We start from the raw sequence: 18293 nt of genomic DNA, 5'->3' as shown, positions 1-18293 counted from the left end.
TAGCCCCCTAGTACTGGGCTTAAACTGAGTTCAGATCACCCCCACGAAGGGAGAGGCAAACAAATGTCCGTTCCAATCATTGGTGTCGAGCCGGCGCTGGTCGGAATGCTGTCGGCTGCCGAGAGCGCAGGCGCGGCGACCATGGCCGCCGGGACCTCCGGGGCTGCCCCCGTGATGACGGCGGTGCTGCCCCCGGGTAGCGATCCGGCGTCGATGGCGGTGGCGGCGGCGCTCAACGCGCGCGGCGCAGCCGCGGTAGCCGCGCTGACGCAGCTGACGATGACGCGGGCAATGTTCGCCGGCAACGTCGGCGTCAACGGCACCAGCTACGCCGCCATGGATGTGCTGCAGCAGAGCGCTCTGGCGATCTAGAACCGCTTTCGGGCAATGCCAGGCTTCGGGGATTCGGCGCTCAATCCGCCGCAGGTGAACTACTACCAGTTGGTCACCGGCGATGAGGCGGCTACTGCTGCGGCAGCCGCAGCGGCTCATCAGGCGACCGCAGCGATGCTCAGCGCTGAGATTGCCACCATGACCACCAGCACGACCAGCACGGCCGCGGTGGGCTGGCAGGGCGCCGGTGGTGCGGCGATGACGATGACCGCTCAAGCGTTCGCCGGAATCTTGGGCATGGCGGTGGCCTGGTTCGAGGAAGCTGTCGTGCAGGCGACGGCCATCGTAGATGCCTATCACCTGGCCAAAACCACGATGGTGCCTGGACCGGTGTCGGATCAGAACCTCGTCGACACTGAGGCGCTGGTCGCCACGAATTTCATCGGGCAGAACAGTCCGGCGATCGCGGCCCTGGTCGCCGAATATGAGCGACAGTGGATTCAGAACGCCACCATCATGACGAGTTACCAAGGTGTGGTCACCGCGGCGTTGGGCGTACTGGCGACGCCGCCGCCGTTCGCACCGATGGCACCCAACCCGGCCGCAGCATTGGCCGCCTTGGCTGACGCTGGGGCGCAGGCCGGTGTGCAGGGCGCATTGCAGGCCAGCTCGCAAAGCATGCAGCAGGCCAGCACCGCCGCGGTACCGGCCAGTGAAGCGGTCTCGGCACCGGCCGATGCCATGTCGGCGATGGGCGGACCGATGGGGATGATGGGGCAGCTCTCGTCGGTCACCGGCATGATGGGCCAGGCTCCGCAGATGCTGGGCCAGGCCCCGCAGATGCTCAGCCAGTTCATGCAGATGCCGATGGGCATGCTCGGCCCGCTGTCATCGAGCATGGGCGGTCTCGGTGGCGCCCAGGGGGCCGCGTCAGCAGCTCCGCTGACCGGTACACCGGTGGCGACGCCGGGGTTGGCCAGTGCGCTCAGCGGGGGCGGCGGCGGTGGCGGCGGCATCGGCGCCGGCGGCAGCGGGGTCGTTCCCACCAGTTCCTACACCCGCCCGGTGGGCAGTTTCAGCACCCCCAATGCCCCCAAACTGCCAGGCGGATTCGGAGGTGCCGTCGAACCGGTGGCCACCGGACCGAGCCCGTCAGGGGGTGCAGGCACTGGTGGTCTGTACGGCGCTCCGGCCTCGGCGATGGGGCGCGACGGCGGGGCAGCGACCGAGCAGCGGCAGGGACGCACGATGCAGGTCACGCTTGCCCGATCGGCTGCTGACAGGGGGGACAGGTAACAAAAAATTAGCGCACGGCGGGGTGTGTAGACGCCCATAGACTTTGTCTAGAACCAAACACCTTCCAGAACAGGAGTTTCCATGGCACAGCAAGTTGTTGGGGCGGCGCAGATCCAGTCCACCGCCGACCAGCTCGACGATCTCAAGATGCGAGCCCTCGACGTGCTCAGCCGCTACCAGCAGCACTCGACCGAACTGCAGGCCTCCGGCGGCCTCGACGGCCAGGCCGGTATCGCCAACGTGGCCACGGCAGAAGAGATCTCGCAGGCACAGCGCGAGATGAACATGCGGTGGGAGTCGCTGATCGCGGCACTGCGTAACAGCGCGCCGGACTTCACCAACATCGACACCCAGAGCGCCCAGCAGATCCAGTCGGTCGCCGGCGGCCTGCGCTTCACCTGACCCTTCCACCACCACAGACATTCGAAAGGACTCCACCACAATGGACGGAATGATCAAGGTCAATCCCGGCGCGATCGTCGATTACAACGCCGCCCTGGGAACGTTCAGCGGCGAGCTGGACAACATCGCCTCCGAGGCGCAGAACCTGCTCGGCGGTATCGCCGAGTACTTCACCACCGATCAGGCGTCGGTCACCTACGCCCAGGCGCAGCAGATGATCATCGACGCCACCAACGAGGGGAAGGAAGTCATCCACCGCCACGGCCAGGCCGCCGACCAGGCTGGTGTGGACTTCGTGTCCCAGGACGGGGCTTCTGCCCAGACATTCATGGTCTAGGACGGCCCACCAGGGGTGCTGTAGCGACACTGCCGAAAGGGGGGCCAACTGCAGTTGGCCCCCCTTTTTGCTGCTCGAAAGAAACAGAAGGGATTAGGACATGGCGCTGACGACAACCGTCGGGGGCGTATGGGTACTGCAGGCGCTGCTGGGTGTGGAATCCATGCCAACAGCGTTGCGGCTCAAGCCATTTATTCCGTCAGTGCATCACGAATTGATTGTTGAGACCACAGCAGGGCCGGTCCCGATCGCCGAAACCGCCGAGTATCTGAGCCTGGTGCAGGCTGGCGCTATTTCCCCTAGTGGCGCGGTCGACGAACCGGTGCGCGACTGGATGACCGTGCTGGGGCGCCCTGATCGGCAGGCCGTCCTGACCATTCGGCGACCGTCAGGGCAGGCCGTCCACAACGGTGAACTGCCGACGGTGGACGAGCGGGTGGTCGTGGTGTGCCGGTACCGGCGGTGGCTGGCGATGGCTGCCCGCGACGGCAACGAGATGGTCGTTGACGCGGTGGGGGAGACCGATGACCCCGCAGTCCAGGCGGACTTGATGTGCCAAACCTTGATGCCGGCACTGGGCGTGGCTGCACCCGCGGACATCGACGGCGTCAACATCCCCGCCGACCTGATGCAATCGACGCTGGAAGCCGCTGTCCCGCAAGGGCGAGACGCCACGATCGCCGCGATGAGCAGGCTGGGACTGCAACCCCAGCAGGCCGAGGTCCTGGCCGCGGCGACACGCTTGGACGACTCAGCCATGGCCGTCGCCATGGTGATTGACCACGACATCGCCCAGCATGTTCATCCCCGGGTGGTCACGGTGGCCGACACCGAGTTTGGTCGCGTGAGCATCACCACGAGCACGTCGGCTGACGGTAAGCAGTGGCTGAGCTTGTGGCCGGCCACCACCGACGCCGTGCGCGAGGACCTCTACGGGTTACTTTCCGCGCCGCGGGCGGCCGCCTAAAACGCCATGCGTACATATGTCGGGGGGCATGAAATTGGTGCCGATTTAGGGTCATCGCCCCTAGTAGGGTGGGCAATATGGCGCTGAATTTGACGTCGCGGCTGCAGGTGACGGCCCACTATTTCTGGAACCGCCGCAACGCGGCGGCGCTCAGCCATCATGGCGTTCGGCTGGAATACGACCCCGAACAGCGCCGCAGCGCCGCGCTCATCCTCGGGGTCATGTTCACACTGCTGGCCATGGCGCTGATGTTCGTGCTGTCGTGGTTCAAGCCGGCCGGCCAGGTCGGCCAGTCGGCCATCTTGGCCGACCGCGACACCGGCGCGGTCTACGTGATGGTCGACGGTCGACTACACCCGGCGCTGAACCTGATGAGCGCCCGGCTGATCGCCGGCCAGCCGAATAATCCGACGTTCGTCAAGGCCGCAGAGCTGGAGAAATACCCGCAAGGGCCGCTGGTGGGCATCGTGGGCGCTCCCGCGGCGATGCCCATCCGTACGGCGTCGTCCTCGGACTGGACCGTGTGCGACACCGCACCGACACCGACGTCGACGACCTCGGCCGCCTCGGAACCTGTGGTCACGGCGATCGCCGGCCAGCTGACGCTAGGCCAGCGCTCAGCGCCGCTGCAGATGCCCGATGCCATCTTGGGCCGCTACGGCGATCGGACCTATGTGATCTGGGAGGGACACCGCTCCGAGATTGACCTCAGCAATAAGGCGGTCGCTTTGGCCTTGGGCGTCGATTCGACTGCGCCGGAACCGATTCCGTTGTCGCGACCGCTTTTTGATGCCCTTCCGGCGACCGACCCGCTGGTGAGCCCGGCCATTCCGGGGGCCGGGGAACCGTCACGATGGAATGTCGCCGACGGCGCGGTGATCGGGTCAGTGCTGACCGTCCGCGACCTCGGCCAGCCCAACGCTGCCGAATCGCTGTATGTGCTGTTACGTGATGGTGTGCAACGGGTTTCGCCGTTCGTCGCCTCACTCCTGCGGTCGGCGAACTCGTTCGGTGATGTGGCCCCGATTCAGGTGGCCCCCGACAAACTCGCTCCGATACCGGTGGTGGATAAGCTGCCGGTGTCGTTCTACCCGGCCACTCGGCTGCGCCTGGTGGACACTGCCGTCAACGCCACCACCTGCCTGGCGTGGTCGAAGGGCGCCACTGACCGCGCTGCCGAAGTCACGATCTTGTCGGGGCAAGGGTTGCCGATCCCGCTCGGCTCCGCCGATAACCGCCTGGTCAAACTCCCGAAGGGCGTGCGTGATCCCGAATCGGTGGAGGCTGACCAGGTGTACATCGGCCCCGGTGCCACGAACTTGGTGATGACGACCAGTGCGGCCCCAGCGGCGTCCTCGCGCGAAGCGATGTGGTGGATTTCAGATCAAGGGGTCCGCTACGGCATCGAGTTGTCCGACGACGCGTTCACGGCCCTCGGGGTGTCCCCGGATCGGTCGCAGCAGGCACCGTGGCCGCTGATCCGGGCGTTTGCGCCAGGGCCAGCACTCACCCGCGCCGACGCACTGGTCCAGCACGACTCGCTCGCTCCCGTCGGGGGCGCCGAAGCGCTCCCCACCAGGTCGCCGGGAAGCTAGTTGTTAAAAATCGAGGGTTGAAAAACTAGTGCCGATATACGACATACACGCTGATAGGATCAGATTGTGACTGACCGCGACCTTCCCCCTGAGCAGACGGGCTACCCTTCGAGCGAGGGCGACACCGGTGCGCACGCCGCAGAGCCGCCGGCACCGCCGGCGGTGCCGGGCTGGCCCCCACTACCGGCGAGCGGTGGGGAATCCGCGGGCGCTCACGCCCAATCCTCAGTGCCGCCCCCACCCCCGCCGTGGCCGGGCCGCACCCCGGATGTGCCCAGTCCGGCATCGCGATCCGACGCAGCTCCGCCGTGGGGTCAGCACGCACAATCCAGCGAGTCGGAGGTTGTGGAGTCAACCTCGGAGCGACCCGCGGCGGCCCCGCAAGATCCTGACCCGGGCGCGCCGTACCGTCCGTCGGATGTTGAGACCACAACGTTTTTCGACCGCCGCGATTTCCCGCCCCCGCCGTTGCGCGAAAGCCCCTCCGGCGGCGGCAGTTTCGGTGACCCCGGTGCGGGCCAGCAGGCGGTGCCGCCCACCTCCTCTCAGTGGGGTGGCGAGCCTCCACGGCATCAGGCCCCACCGTTTCCGCAGCAATCCGGCCCGCAGCGTCCCCCGTCGCCCGCCCAAGGCTGGCCCGGTGAGCGTTCTGCGCCTCCTGCCGGTGACCCGCGCCAGTGGGGCGACCCCGCCCCGGCGGCCACGGGGCCGGCCAACTACTCCTACGTCGACTCGATTCGGCCTACTGAACTCGTACCGACCCGCAAGATTCCCCCGGGCAAGGGCTGGCGGAAAGTGCTGTACAAGAGCACCTTTGGGCTGCTGAACTTCGGGCAGTCGCCCGATGAACGGCATTTGGCGGAGCTGGAGGCCAAGATCCGCTCCCTGCTGCGGGGCCGCTACAAGATCGGTGTGCTCGGCAAGGGCGGCGTCGGCAAGACCACGATTGCCGCCGGGGTGGGGTCGATCTTCGCCGAGCTCCGCCAGGATGACCGGGTAGTGGCCATCGACGCCGATACCGCGTTCGGCAAGCTGGGCCTGCGCGTGGACCCCAACGCCAAGGGGTCCTATTGGGAGCTCGCCGCCGATCAGGACTTGCGCACCTTCGCCGACGTGCGCTCCCGCGTGGGTAACAACACCGCCGGCCTATTCGTGCTGGCCGGCGAATCTGCCACCGCCCGCCGCCGGATACTCGAGCCAAACATCTACCGTGAGGCGACCGGCCGGCTGGACAACCACTTCACGCTGTCGATCATCGACTGCGGCTCCACGATGGATTCCCCGGTAACCCGGGAGGTCCTGCGCGATCTTGACGCACTGATCGTGGTGTCCTCGATGTGGGTGGACGGGGCTTCCGCCGCGGCACAGACCATGGAGCTGCTCGCCAACACCGGCCATACCGGGCTGCTGCATCGCACGGTCGTCGTGCTCAACGACGGTGACGGGCACGCCGACAAGCGCACCCGCGAGGTGCTCCACGAGCAGTTCAGCCAGCGCGGCCAGCGCGTGGTGGAAGTGCCGTTCGATCGACATCTGCGGCCCGGCGGTGTGATTGACGTGCAGAACGAAATCGACAAGGTGACGCGTCGACGGTTCATCGAGATCGCTGCGGCGATCGCCGAGCACTTTCCCACGACCAGCGACAGCCTGCGGGGGCGCCGGTGACCACGGTGAGCCCGTCGACTCCCACGTCAGGATCGTCAGCCCCCGGTGGGCCGCTGGTGCCCTCGTCGTGCAGGGTGTCGCTGTTGGTCGGCGACGCTCACCAGATTGATCTGGTGTTACCGGCCGCAGTCCCGCTCTCGGCGTTGACCGACTCAACTCTCGGGGCGGTCAATCGGCTGCTGCGCAGCAAGGGTGAAGACGAACTCCCTGTAGGGACATATGAGTTCGCCCGCGCGGTGGGGATGACACGGCTCTCGGAGGAGGTGTCGTTGTCGGCGCAGGGTGTCGCCGACGGTGACCTGTTGGCGTTCGTGCCCGAGAAGACAGCCCGCAGGTACACGCCACTGATCGAGAATGTCTCGACTGCGCTGGCCCGCTGGGCCCATGCCCACTTTCCTCCGGTGTCGACCCACGACGCGGTGGTGGTCGCCGGGGCGCTCACCGCGGCGGCACTGCTCGGGCGGCCCTGCTGGTGTGGCGACTGCGTTGGGCGGCCCAGCCGTTTTGGCTGAGCCCCGCGATCTTCGCTGTCACCGCGGGCATCCTGTTGGCGACAGCGATGTTGTCGGCGCGTGCTGGGGCCAGCCGCGTCATCGTCGACGGCGCCGCTTGGGCGGCGTTGGTCGGTCTCGTGCTGGCCGGCGCGAGCGCGCCGTATGGCAACCAGCCCGGGGCCCCGCATTCTTTCCTGGCCGCCGTGGTGGCCACCGTCGGGGTGCTGCTGTTGGCCCGGATGACGGGCCGCCACTGGACCGCGGCGGCGGCGATCGTCACCGTGACCACGGCCGTCATCGCCGCTGGCCTGACCCGGATGTTCTTCGACGTTCCCGCTCAACGCATCGCCATTGTCATGTTGATGGCGGTGCTCATCGCTTCTCGGGCGGCGACCGCGATTGGGCTGTGGATGTCCAAGGTTCCGCGCCAGAGCTTCGAGTCCATCACCGGGCGCGACATGTTCACCCGCGCCCCCGGTCAACCCGAGGACACGCTGACACCTGTGGAGTCGGCGGCCCATGACGTGACGTTGCGCGGGGAGCAGGTCGCCGAGGTGGCCCGCCGGTCCAACCGGGTGCTCACCGGGACCCTGCTCGGGATCGCGGTGGTGCAGCTGGCGGCCTCCTGGTGGGCGATCGCCCCGGGGTCGGGCTCGCAGTGGCCCTCGATCGTCGTCGTCGTGGTGACGGCGCTGTGCCTGATTCTGCGGGCCCGCGGATTGCGGCACCGCCGTCACGCGGTGACCATCGTCATCGGGTCGGCACTGTCGCTGATGGCGATCCCGCTGCATTACGGCCTCAGCGCTCCGGCCTCGGCGACCGTCGCGGTGGCGGTGTCGGCGGCCGCGGTGTTGGCCGTGGCCGTGGCCGGGCTGCTGGCCGGGGCGGTCATTCCCTCCCGCAGCTTCTCTGAACCCATCCGCCAAGTCGTGGAATGGCTGGAGTACCTCGGCTATGCGCTCATCGTGCCGTTCGCCGCGTGGGCGATCGGGCTGCTGCAATACATCAGGTTGCACTGATGCGGGGCAAAAGTGTGGCGGCCGGCCTGGCCGCATTCGGACTGCTCAGCGCCAACGTGTTGGCGCCCCCGGCGGCGCTGGCGGTCGCCCCGCCGGTGATCGACCCGGCCGCACTGCCGCCGGACGAGACTCCGGGCCCGCCCCAGGAGATGCGCCAAACCAAGGCGTGCGTGACCCCGGTGGTGGTGGGCGATCCCAACGTGGCACAGCCCGACCCGGGCAACACCATGCTCAACATCGAACAGGCCTGGCAGTACTCGACGGGCGCCGGAGTGACGGTGGCCATCATCGACACCGGCGTCACCCCCAACCCGCGGTTCCCGCGGCTGTTCCCCGGCGGCGACTTCGTGCAGGGACTACCCGACGGCGGGCTGACCGATTGCGAAAGCCACGGCACCATCGTCGCCTCGATCATCGGCGCCGCCCCGGCTAACCCGGCCGACCGCCCCACGCCGCGCCCTGCGGGAGCAGGGGCGCCCCCTCCACCCCCGGGCGTGCCGGCCAACCCGGCGCCACCAGCGTTTCCCCCGCCGCCGACGATCACCGCGACCGCGACAGTGACCGCGCCCGCGCCGCCGCCCGAGCCGCCGCCACCTCCTGCTGAGCCGCCGCCGGGTGGACCGCCCCCGGCAGGACCTCCCCCGCGCAGGGCCCGGGAGACACCGGCGCCGCGCAGCCGTTGGTACCGGGCCCGCCGCCGACGGGACCGGATGGCGTGGTGGGCGTGGCCCCCGATGTCTCGCTGATTTCGATTCGGCAGTCCTCGACGGCGTTCACCCCGGCGCGACCAGCCCCCGGCGACATCGAGGGCCAACGCAAGGCCGGCGACATCGCGACCCTGGCCAAGGCGATCCGCCATGCTGCAGATCTGCCCGGCGTTCAGGTGATCAACGTGTCGTTGGCGTCGTGCATCAACGCCGCCGCCCCGGTCAACCAGGACGCTCTGGGCGCGGCGGTGCGCTACGCCGCGGTGGACAAGGACATCGTGATCGTGGCCGCCGCCGGCAATCAGGGCGGCGGCGACCAGGGACAGGACTGCGGACAGAACCCCGCCTTCAATGCGCTGGACCCCAACGATCCCCGGGACTGGGCTGGGGTGCGCACGATCGTGACTCCGGCGTGGTTCTCCGACTACGTGCTCACCGTCGGCGCGGTGACCCCCGAGGGGCTGCCGCTGCCGGATTCGATCAACGGCCCGTGGGTGTCGGTGGCCGCCCCTGGCTGGCGGATCATGGGCCTGTCGAACACCAACGGCGCCGCGGTGAACGCCCGACCCGATGAACCCGGCTTGGGTGCCGGTTTCTGGGGGACCAGCTTCTCGGCTGCCTACGTCAGCGGCGTGGTCGCGCTGGTGCGGGCCAAATTCCCCGATCTCACCGCGGCCCAAGTCATGCGGCGCATCACCGAGACCGCCCACAATCCGGCCCGCGGGGTCGACAACCAGGTCGGCTACGGCGTGGTCGATCCGGTAGCTGCGCTGACCTTTGATGTGCCGCTGGGCGATCCGAAGCCAGTCGAGCGGCTCAGCACCGACCTGTATGTACCTCCGCCCCCGCCGGGACCGGATCATCGCCCGCGTAACAGCGCCCTGCTCGCCGGCGCCGCGGTCCTGCTGGTCGCCGCGGTCGCCGTGGCGGTAGTCGGCATGCGACGGAGGCTGCGATGAAGGCCCGCACCGTGGGCGTGCGCGCCGGAACACCGGTGGTGGTCGCGCTCGAAGTCGTTGCCCTGGTGGCATTCATCGGTCTACCGCCGGCGCGGTTTGGATGGTGGCCGGCCGCGGTGATCACCGCCGTGGCGCTGCTGCTGCTGGTACCCACTGTGCACCGCCGCAACGTGCCGGGCTGGCTGGCGGCCGTGCGGCGCTGGCGTCGTTCCCGGCGCGGGAAATACCCGGCGGCGGCTGCGGCCGTGGATGTGCCCCACGGCAACATCGTGTGCGGTGTGCGCGTCGAGGCCTACGAAGCCCTCACGATGATCGAGGTGACCGGAAAGCCCTACTCGCTGACGTTCCTGCGCGGCTCCACGGTGTCGCTGACCCGCAACCTGCTGCCGCTGGAGGTGCTGACCGAGCTGCTCGACCAGCCCGGCGGGATTCAGCTGGCGGCCATTGACGTCGTGCCCGCCGGACACCGCGTGCGCCGCGGCAACGAATACCCCCCGCTGTACAGCACTCTGCTGGCCGACCGGCCCGCGGCCGGGCAGCGCACCATGCAGTTCGTGGTGCGCCTCGACATCCGAAACTCGGTGCCCGGCCTTCAGTATCGGCAATCGGTCGGGGCTGCAGCCGCCGCCGCCACCGAGCGAATCATCAATGCCCTGTTAGAACGCGACATCCGCGCCACCGCCCTGACCGCCGCCGAGCTCGACACCGCGCTCGACCGGTTGGGCGCGCGGCTGCAGCCGGCGCCGGCGCCCCCGGTCATCGAGGGCACCGACAGCCCGGCCGACCCGGTGCCCTTTCGCTCCACCAGCCCAGCGCAGCGGCGCAGCAAGGTCAGCAACGAGGTTGGCTGGCGCACCATCAAGGGCCACCCCGGGTTTCTCACGACGTACTACTTCTCGCCCGAGGACATCACCACCGCGTCACTGCATCAGATGTGGGCGCTGCGCAGCGACGAGGTGGTGTTGACGCTGAGCTTGTTCAAGCGCCGCTACGGGGAGGCCCCTGACGGCGATGGCCCGGTAATGATCGCGGCCACGGTGCGCACCAACGATCCGCAGCCCCCGCAGCAGCCACCGACGCTGTATCTCAACACGTTGCCCGGTGACCAGTTTTGCGCCGCACTGCGGCCGGCCCCGACGGCGCGTCCGGGCCACCTCGACATCCCCGCGCGCCCGCTGGGGGAGCCCAGCGCGTTGGAGATCCCGATCGGCTCGACGGGCATTCTGGTGGGAGCTGCACTGCGCGATGACCGCCGCGCAGACCCGCCGGTGCAGCGCGACGATCTGGTCATGTTGTCGCTGACCGACCCTCAGCAGGCCACCCGCATCGTCATGGACACCAGCGAGTATTACGTGCGCCAGCTGCTCATCCGCGCCGCCGCGGTGGGGGAGCGGATCGCCATCTATTCCAGCCAACCCAACCGGTGGGCGAGGTTGGCCCAACCCAATATCGCCGTGGTCGACCGCCGCCGGCCCGCAGAGTTCGTGCCCTCGATCATCGTCAACGACCGGCCCCTCATTGCGCCGCCCACCGGATTGTCGGCCACCGTGATCACCCTCGGGCGTGCCCAGCCTGGCGGGCAGCAACCCGACATCCACTTTCAGCAGATCTCGCGGGAATCGGTGCGGATCAGCACCGCCCGCGACACCGTCGAGGTCGCCATCGTGGCCTTCAACCAGGAACAGGCCTGGCTTGGCCTATGAGCGCTGCGCAGACACATTCTCCGGCCTGGCCGGGTCGGCGTCTTCTGGACGCCCTGGGCGTCACTGACCTCGACACGTTCGACCCGCGCGCGGGGTGGCGACGCCGCGCCGACGATGACGTGCTGGCGATCCCGGTCGGTGCGCCAGTGGACGCGCCCGACTCGGTGGTGTCGATTGAGCTCGGCAATCACGCCAACGTCGCGCTCTGCGTGGGCATCGCTGGGAAAACCACAGCGCTGCTGTCGCTTGCGCTGAGCGTGTGCACCTTGTATCCGCCGACACGCGTGCAGCTCGCGATCGCCGACACACAGAACGGCATCACCAGCGCAAACGCCACTACCGGCCCTCCTCCTCACGTTGTCGCCCACTGCGCGGGCTACCGGCGCGCAGCCGACCCTCCGGCGAACTGGGACACCTGGTGCGCCCAGGTCGAGGCCGCGCTGAATGAGCGCACAGGGCAGTCCCAGCCCGAACTGCTCGTCGTCGTCGATGCCGTCGACGAGCTGCTGGGGTCGCACCCACAAGTGGCGGGCACGCTGCAGCGCATCGCCGACGAAGGCCGCGACAAGCGTGTCCGGCTCCTCATGTCGAGCACTGAGCAGACCTCGACGTTCGCGGTTGGCGCCCGGGTGGGTCGGCCCGTTGAGGCAACCAGCGACGTCGTGATTGCGCTGAGGACCGCGACAGCACAAACGTCCATGGATGCCCTCGGTGGACCCCAGGCGTGGCAGCTGCCGATGTCCCCTCCGGGCCTTGGCTATGTCCGAACGCCTGACGGTGCGAGCACCGGACCCGTACGGCTGTTCACCGCTGCCGATGTAGCGCCCGCGCTCTCGTCTCGACTCATGACGATCTGATGGTCGTTCGGCATTTTGTGCCTGTCGGGCACCCCGGTCGGCCGTAGCCTTATATCCATGCCCGATGAGCAGCTCGCCGCGCCGCTGTGTTTGGAGTCGTTTCGCCGCCGCAAAGCGGCGGCGCCGATCAATAGCGAGCACGCTCAGTTCACGATCGCTGATGTCGCCGCCGCGTGCGGTCTTCCACAACCTGTTGTGGCGCAACTAGTTCCGCGCACCTGGACCGATGCGGGCTGGATGTACACCGCCGACCAACTGCAGTTTGCAGTCCAGATCGGGCCTGACGTGCGCGCCGGGGAGTACGTCTCACCGCGGCAGGACTAACCAGCGCCCGAAAATAGTGCACGGAGCACCCCTGCGACAGCCCTACTGTTCCAACTATGAGTGCGACACCGGCCGCCTCCGGCGGCTATCGGCCACCGGTGACCCCGTTCGCCGGCTGGGTCCACGACGACCGCGGCCGACTCGTGCCGCTGGAGACAGCCCCGCATATCGGCGCGTTCGCCCCGCCGGGCACCGGCAAGACCCGCAAGTGGCTGGCGCAGTCGGCGGTGCTGTGGCCGGGCCCAGCAGTGGTGTCGTCCTCCAAGGACGACCTCATGCAGATGGTGGCCTCGCGGCGCTACGGGCCTGCCGCGCTGCTGGATCTGCGGCCTATCGCTGCGCCGTACTATCCGGCTGACCTGCGTCCGTACCGGTTCGATCCCACCGCATGGATCACCGGACTTGAGGATGCTAAGGCCGTCGCCCGCACGCTGTTGAGCACCTCGGCGGTCGCGCTGTCGGGCAGTTCCTTTCGCGGCAGCGACCCCGGCCCGTGGGATGACCTGGCGTTCGCCCCGCTGACCTGCCTACTGTTGGCCGCGAGTCCGCAAGGGCTGGGGCTGGGCATCGACTGGGTGATCGAGGCTGCCGAGGACGTGACCCTGCCCAACCCCTGGCCCACCTCGCCGCAGATGAGCACTGACGCCTCCTGGGTGACCGCGGCCATCTGGTCGTCGAACCGCTACTTCGAGGCCCGCGTGCGCAGCGTGTTGAGCATGGAGGCCAAGCAGCGCGACTCGGTCAAAATCACCGTGACCAAGGTCCTGACTGCCTGGCTGCAGACGATGGAACGCGACAGAGGCCTGCCAGTCCTCGATGAGGAGTTCCTGGAGGACCCCAACGCCACCATCTATCTGCTGACACCCTTTGATGGCACGGTCGCCGCGCAGGCGATCACTCTGATGGATCAGCTGATTAACCGTCAACGCGTGAAAGTCGCTCAGTGGGACGAGTTTTCCCGGTTGGGCATGTTTCTCGACGAGATCACCAACACGCCTTTGCCGCGGCTGCCGCAATACATCGCCGAGTCCCGCGGCCTGGGCGTCTCGCTGTGTTTTGCCGCCCAGGCCGGCGAGCAGCTCGACGCGATCTACGGCCCGCTGCAGGGGGCAGCGATTCGCGCTGTCGTTCCGGCGTCGCTGCTGATGTACGGCTCCCATGAGAAGGATCTGATGGAGTCGGCGTCGTTCTGGAGCGGCAAGACCACCCGCAGCCAACTGTCCTACGACCACAGCCTGGATTCGACGTCGACGAGCCGCACCTTCGGCAATGCCCTTGAGCCTGAGGAACTTATGCCACCCAATGACTCGTTCGCGCGGCTGCTGATCCGCGGCACCCCCGGGCGCATGGTCACCCTTATCGACTGGACCGAGTTCGTGAAGTACCTCGACGAACTGCGGGCAGCGCGGCTCCACAGCAGCAGCGGCGGCCGCCAGCGATTCAGCGGCCTCGACGCGGCGGCGACGGCATGACGACCGTTGGTGCACAGATGATTCCCGCTGCTTCGCAGGAGACCTCGCTGCGGTCACTGAGCGTGTCCGCATCCACGGCAACGGCTCTGGCGCGAGCACGCAGGGATCTTCAGCACGCAATCGTGATGGGTGTCGACGCGCATCGCTGCCGCCAGTACGCCCTCTCGGCTCGCGATGAGGCCGCCACGGTGCTCCTGGCCGCCGATGCCAGCTCCCGACAACTGCGCCATGCCCGGGTTTATCTCGAAGCCGCGCAGCGCTTCTTAGACGCGCGGGCCACCCCGGTGATGTGCGACCGCGGCGAGGGCTACCCGGCTGCCAGCTAAAGGCGTTGGCAGGTAGCCCCACCGCGCCGGGGGCAGCCCCATTTCCGTGCCTGGCTTGCCGGGTGTGACTGCTGACAGCAGTCGCTGCGCTGTGCTTGGAGAGCCGCGCGCAGCCGGAAAAATAGTGCACGAGCGACCCTTTGGGGCGTTTTAGGGTCAGAGTATGGCTGATCCCAGCGACAAGTTTGATGAGGTGCGGCGGGCGTGGGTCGCCCGCCATCAGGGGTGGTCGCTGATCCAGCGGCGCCGCGCCGAGCAGCTGGGCCGCCGAGTCCGCGCCCGTCAGCGCAGCACCGTGGCCGCCCTGCCCGATCCGCATGACGACACGTCGCTACCGCCGCTGATTCTGCGCGCCGCCAAGTCGCCTACCTCTCAGGTGGAGCTGGTGGTGGTGGCGATCCTGGCGGTGTGTGTTCCGTTGGGCTGGCTGGCCGGCGTGGCGATCAAATCCGTTCTGGTGAACCTGATTCCGCAGACGCTACGGTCATTTCCGATCGCTGCTCTGCTGTGGTCGGGGGTTGCACTCGGTGCGCCGATCCTGGCTCTGTATGACCCTGCACCGACGTTCGGTCAGATGGTGGTGGTGCCGTGGCTGTGTGTCCAACTGGCTGCGGCCCCGGTGATCGCCGGCGTGTACGGCATCGCCGAGGGCTGGTTGGCGATCCCCGGCTCAGATCAGTGGTGGCCGCTGACTCCAGCAGAGCCCGCATTGAGCCCCGAGGATGCCGCCGAGATTCTGGGGCCCTACGAGATCACCGGACCGCCGGTGGTAGAGCCCCGCCCGCTGCCCGACCATGGCGAGCGGATGCCGCGATGGTGAGCGCCGCCGGCGCCTCAGCGCTGCACACTCTCGGCTGCGACGTCGCGGTCGGCGAACTCCTCGACCAGGCTGCGGTCAACGCGCAGTTCCTCGGCCAACCGGTCATGTGCGGCGTAGAGACGGTTGATCCGATCGTCGAACGCGCGCAGGTCGTCGTGCGCGCGCTCGATTTCCTCGTGCAGTTGGGTGAGCAGCCGATCGGCGATGTCGTCTTCGGTCAGCGGCGTCGCGGCCTGCTCCTGAAGCCGCACGTTTTTGGTGGCGCGTGCGGTGATGCTCAGCGGATAGCCGCCCAACAGCACGACCGCCGCCGAGCCGGGCTGCCAGCCCAGAGTGCGATCGATGCGCAGCAGCGTGCGCACTCGGGGGGTGTTCTGAGTATCGCGGTCGCGCACCGCGGCCAACGTGCTGAAGTTCGGGAAGCCTCGCCGGTTGGCTTCTTCCCTCGACATCCGCAGCCTGGCCAGCCGGGCGTCGACGAAGTGCATAAGCCGGGGAACGCCGTCGGCGGGAACCGTCATATTTTCCAACTTACCGCACCCGATTGGCAAAGTCGGCCAGCGAATTTTCACCCCCGATATATGTCATATGCCGACGTTAGGTTGCCCGCATGAAGATTCTTCTGGCCCTGTTTGCCGTCCTGGCCGCCCTCGCGGCGGTCGCCGTTCTCGCCGTGGTGCAGCTCGTGATCAAACTCGCCCCGCTTCTGGTGCTACTCGCCGTGGCGGTGGTCGTCGCCAAGGCTGTGCAGGCTCGCCGGCGTCCGCCCCCGCCGCTGATGCCGGCGCTGCCGCCGGCCCGGCGGGTGACCCCCGCTGTCACCGCACCGCCACGACCGGTGGGATGGGCGCCGCAGGCCCCCGGCGGGTGGGTGCTGTTGCCGGTGTGGATGGGGCCCGCGCCGGTGGCGTGGCGGCCCCCGCCCACCGTGATCGACGCCGACGTGGAGGGCGAGCACCGTGGCTGATACCCCGATCATCACCGATGAGAGCTGGGTCGATGAACTGATGGGCGGGCCCGACCCGGCCGCGGTGCCCACCGCCGCGACGATGCAGCCAGGCGTGGCCGACCTCGACGCCGCCCAACCCGAGCCCGAGCCTGAGCCCGAAGCTGAGCAGTACGACGATTCGGCCGAGGCTCCGACCGATCCGCGGCTGCAGTCCGGCGCCGGGATCGCTGACGAGGTGCCGCCCGTGCATCTCGACACCGCAGCAGCCTTGACCGCCGAGCGCGACGAATCCGGGGTGGCCCGCGCCGACGCGGGCGCCAAACGCACTGCCGTGGCGCTGGGGGCGGGGCTGGTCGTGGCGGTGAGCGCCATCGTCGCCGCGCTGGTCACCTTCAGCGACACCGATGCACCTGCCGCGCCCCGTCAGGACAGTGCGGCTGCGGCCGCGCCCGTGGCCCAGCCGCAGCCGGTTCCTACCTCCGCCGCCCCGACCGTCCCTCAGGATCAGTCCATTCCCTTCACCGCCAGCGCCCCGTGTGCAGCCGGGTCAACCTCAGCGCAGTCGCTGACCGACACCGCCACCGATTCGGCGTGGGTGTGCGCCCGCGGCTCACGTGATGAAGCCCTCGAAGGCAAGGTCCTCACTGTCGACTTCGGCAAGAGCTACATGATTTCCGGTGTCGAGGTCACGCCAGGATGGGTGGCGAAAACACCTGGGGGACAGGACCGATGGCTCCAGCATCGGGTGGTGACGCGGCTGCAATACATCTTCCTCAACGGCAACGTGGTCTCTGACATCTTCACTCAGGACACCGGGAACGCCCACGGCCCGGTCACCGCCGCGCTGCCGCGCCGGGTCTTGGCCTCCCGGGTCAACGTGGTGGTCTTGCAGACCTCCCGCCCACCTGCCTCACCGTTGCCGGCCACCGATCCCGCTGCCCTGCCTGAGGCGCAGCCGGGGCTGGTGGAATCGCTGCTCGGCGAGGGTGGCGGGCCGCTGTCGGAAACACCGCAGAACCCTGAGCCGTATCCGGATCTGACCGTGCCCGACAACGGCAGCGACCCCGTGGACAACACGTTCGCGATGAGCGCATTGAAGTTTCTCGGTTACCAGCCCTAAGAAAAGAGACCACTGTGGCACTGTCGAAAACCTGGCAAGGGCGTCTCCGCCGATGGCGCGGTGGCGCCCATCGGGCCGGTGTCATCGCCCTGGTCGCCGCCGCGGTCTTCGGCGCCGTCGCGGGCTGCAAGGTGTTCTTCGCCCCCGATCGCCCTGACTTCATCGGGATCGCTCAGCGTGAACGCAACCAACAAAGCGTTGTCGGCGCGTTCGCCTCGGACTTCGTGGTGGCCTGGCGCACTGCGACGGCGAATCAGCGCGACAGCTTGGCGCGCTTCATCACCCTGCCCGAGCAGGGACTGGCGCTGCCCTCGACGCCGGCGGCGGTGATCACCGCGCCCCAGGTGGGCCCGGTGCTGCGGATGGGCACCCTCGATGACACCGAGCTCTACACCGCGGTCATCTCGGTCAACGAACGCCCCTACGCCTCGGCCCAACCGACCCGCACCTTCTACCAGGTGCCGGTGTCGCTGTGGAACCGTCAGCCACGCGCCCTGGACTTCCCGGCCCAGATCAACGATCCCGGCCCGGGCGCGGATTTCGCGCTCGACTACCGCAACGCCCTGGGCCCGGATAGCCCGGTGTTCGCCGTGGTCGCCGGATTCATCCGCACCTACCTCACCGCCACCAACGGGCTGGATCGCTACGTGGTTGCCGGTGCCCCCCTGCGCCCGATCGGCGGCTATCAAAGCGCGGTGGTCTCCTCAGCGGCCACCAGTCGCAGCGTGCCCGAAGCGCCAGCGCCGGGAGAGCAATTGCATGTGCGGGCCACAGTCGTCGCCCAAACCTCACAATTTGCCACAGTGAATCTGGTGTACCCGCTGACGCTGGAAAATAGCGGCGGGACCTGGATGGTGGCGGCCATAGACTTAGTGCCACAGGTCGGCGGTCAATCAGAAGCCGATCCGGTAGCCAAACCGCATAGCTAACGCACCTCAAGAAAGGCGA

At 68.2% G+C, this 18293-nt stretch carries 19 protein-coding genes and 1 pseudogene; 19 read left to right on the top strand and 1 reads right to left on the bottom strand.

Annotated elements, in window-relative coordinates:
* Positions 1–63: 63 nt before the first annotated feature.
* From BVC93_RS31950 to BVC93_RS31880, 16 genes and pseudogenes are all read left to right on the top strand, one after another.
* Positions 64–372, top strand: coding sequence for a PE domain-containing protein (locus tag BVC93_RS31950; RefSeq protein ID WP_083741727.1), 309 nt, complete (start codon positions 64–66; stop codon positions 370–372).
* 15 nt (positions 373–387) lie between these two features.
* Positions 388–1629 (top strand): PPE domain-containing protein, encoded by a 1242-nt coding sequence (locus BVC93_RS31945; RefSeq protein ID WP_083741726.1) that lies wholly within the window; start codon positions 388–390, stop codon positions 1627–1629.
* 81 nt (positions 1630–1710) lie between these two features.
* Positions 1711–2031, top strand: coding sequence for a hypothetical protein (locus BVC93_RS31940; RefSeq protein ID WP_083741725.1), 321 nt, complete (start codon positions 1711–1713; stop codon positions 2029–2031).
* 40 nt (positions 2032–2071) lie between these two features.
* On the top strand, positions 2072–2368 hold the full coding sequence (locus BVC93_RS31935) for a WXG100 family type VII secretion target (protein WP_048424368.1): 297 nt from the start codon (positions 2072–2074) through the stop codon (positions 2366–2368).
* 100 nt (positions 2369–2468) lie between these two features.
* On the top strand, positions 2469–3335 hold the full coding sequence (locus BVC93_RS31930; RefSeq protein WP_083741724.1) for an ESX secretion-associated protein EspG: 867 nt from the start codon (positions 2469–2471) through the stop codon (positions 3333–3335).
* 77 nt (positions 3336–3412) lie between these two features.
* Positions 3413–4930, top strand: a complete 1518-nt coding sequence (eccB, locus tag BVC93_RS31925; protein WP_083741723.1) for a type VII secretion protein EccB — start codon at positions 3413–3415, stop codon at positions 4928–4930.
* 66 nt (positions 4931–4996) lie between these two features.
* Positions 4997–6595, top strand: a complete 1599-nt coding sequence (locus BVC93_RS31920; RefSeq protein ID WP_083741722.1) for a MinD/ParA family ATP-binding protein — start codon at positions 4997–4999, stop codon at positions 6593–6595.
* Positions 6592–7107: an EsaB/YukD family protein gene (locus BVC93_RS34335; protein WP_236950555.1), complete on the top strand. Its 516-nt coding sequence runs from the start codon at positions 6592–6594 to the stop codon at positions 7105–7107. Before BVC93_RS31920 ends, BVC93_RS34335 begins: the two co-directional genes overlap by 4 nt.
* Positions 7068–8108 (top strand): type VII secretion integral membrane protein EccD, encoded by a 1041-nt coding sequence (gene eccD / locus BVC93_RS31915; RefSeq protein ID WP_236950554.1) that lies wholly within the window; start codon positions 7068–7070, stop codon positions 8106–8108. Before BVC93_RS34335 ends, eccD begins: the two co-directional genes overlap by 40 nt.
* Positions 8108–9774, top strand: a pseudogene (locus tag BVC93_RS34875) (S8 family serine peptidase). The gene eccD and the pseudogene BVC93_RS34875 overlap by 1 nt, the downstream one beginning before the upstream one ends.
* Entirely contained in the window at positions 9771–11477 is a 1707-nt protein-coding gene (gene eccE, locus BVC93_RS31905) for a type VII secretion protein EccE (protein WP_083741721.1), read from the top strand. Before BVC93_RS34875 ends, eccE begins: the two are co-directional and overlap by 4 nt.
* Positions 11474–12334: a hypothetical protein gene (locus BVC93_RS31900; protein ID WP_083741720.1), complete on the top strand. Its 861-nt coding sequence runs from the start codon at positions 11474–11476 to the stop codon at positions 12332–12334. Before eccE ends, BVC93_RS31900 begins: the two co-directional genes overlap by 4 nt.
* Positions 12335–12391: 57 nt before the next feature.
* Positions 12392–12658: a hypothetical protein gene (locus BVC93_RS31895; protein WP_041322019.1), complete on the top strand. Its 267-nt coding sequence runs from the start codon at positions 12392–12394 to the stop codon at positions 12656–12658.
* 56 nt (positions 12659–12714) lie between these two features.
* Complete coding sequence (locus tag BVC93_RS31890) at positions 12715–14130, top strand: type IV secretory system conjugative DNA transfer family protein (RefSeq protein WP_083741719.1); 1416 nt, start codon at positions 12715–12717, stop codon at positions 14128–14130.
* A complete protein-coding gene (locus BVC93_RS31885; protein ID WP_083741718.1) occupies positions 14127–14456 on the top strand; it encodes a hypothetical protein in 330 nt (109 codons plus the stop codon). Before BVC93_RS31890 ends, BVC93_RS31885 begins: the two co-directional genes overlap by 4 nt.
* A 163-nt stretch (positions 14457–14619) precedes the next feature.
* The gene (locus tag BVC93_RS31880) at positions 14620–15276 is read left to right on the top strand and encodes a hypothetical protein (protein WP_083741717.1); all 657 of its coding nucleotides are present in this window, start codon (positions 14620–14622) and stop codon (positions 15274–15276) included.
* Between the two features lie 14 nt (positions 15277–15290).
* On the opposite strand, the gene BVC93_RS31875 is transcribed toward BVC93_RS31880, so the two are convergent.
* Positions 15291–15797, bottom strand: a complete 507-nt coding sequence (locus BVC93_RS31875; RefSeq protein WP_192860457.1) for a hypothetical protein — start codon at positions 15795–15797, stop codon at positions 15291–15293.
* Between the two features lie 89 nt (positions 15798–15886).
* Here BVC93_RS31875 and BVC93_RS31870 point away from each other — a divergent pair, with 89 nt between their 5' ends.
* The 3 genes from BVC93_RS31870 to BVC93_RS31860 are packed head-to-tail and all read left to right on the top strand — an operon-like array spanning position 15887 to position 18274.
* Entirely contained in the window at positions 15887–16243 is a 357-nt protein-coding gene (locus BVC93_RS31870) for a hypothetical protein (protein ID WP_083741715.1), read from the top strand.
* Complete coding sequence (locus BVC93_RS31865) at positions 16236–17345, top strand: discoidin domain-containing protein (RefSeq protein WP_083741714.1); 1110 nt, start codon at positions 16236–16238, stop codon at positions 17343–17345. The genes BVC93_RS31870 and BVC93_RS31865 overlap by 8 nt, the downstream gene beginning before the upstream one ends.
* A gap of 14 nt (positions 17346–17359) precedes the next feature.
* Entirely contained in the window at positions 17360–18274 is a 915-nt protein-coding gene (locus BVC93_RS31860; RefSeq protein WP_083741713.1) for a conjugal transfer protein, read from the top strand.
* Positions 18275–18293: the final 19 nt, after the last annotated feature.

This window comes from Mycobacterium sp. MS1601, from assembly GCF_001984215.1.
Classification (GTDB): domain Bacteria; phylum Actinomycetota; class Actinomycetes; order Mycobacteriales; family Mycobacteriaceae; genus Mycobacterium.
The sequence above is the reverse complement of the archived record's forward strand: the minus strand, read 5'-3'. Positions and strand labels throughout refer to the sequence as shown.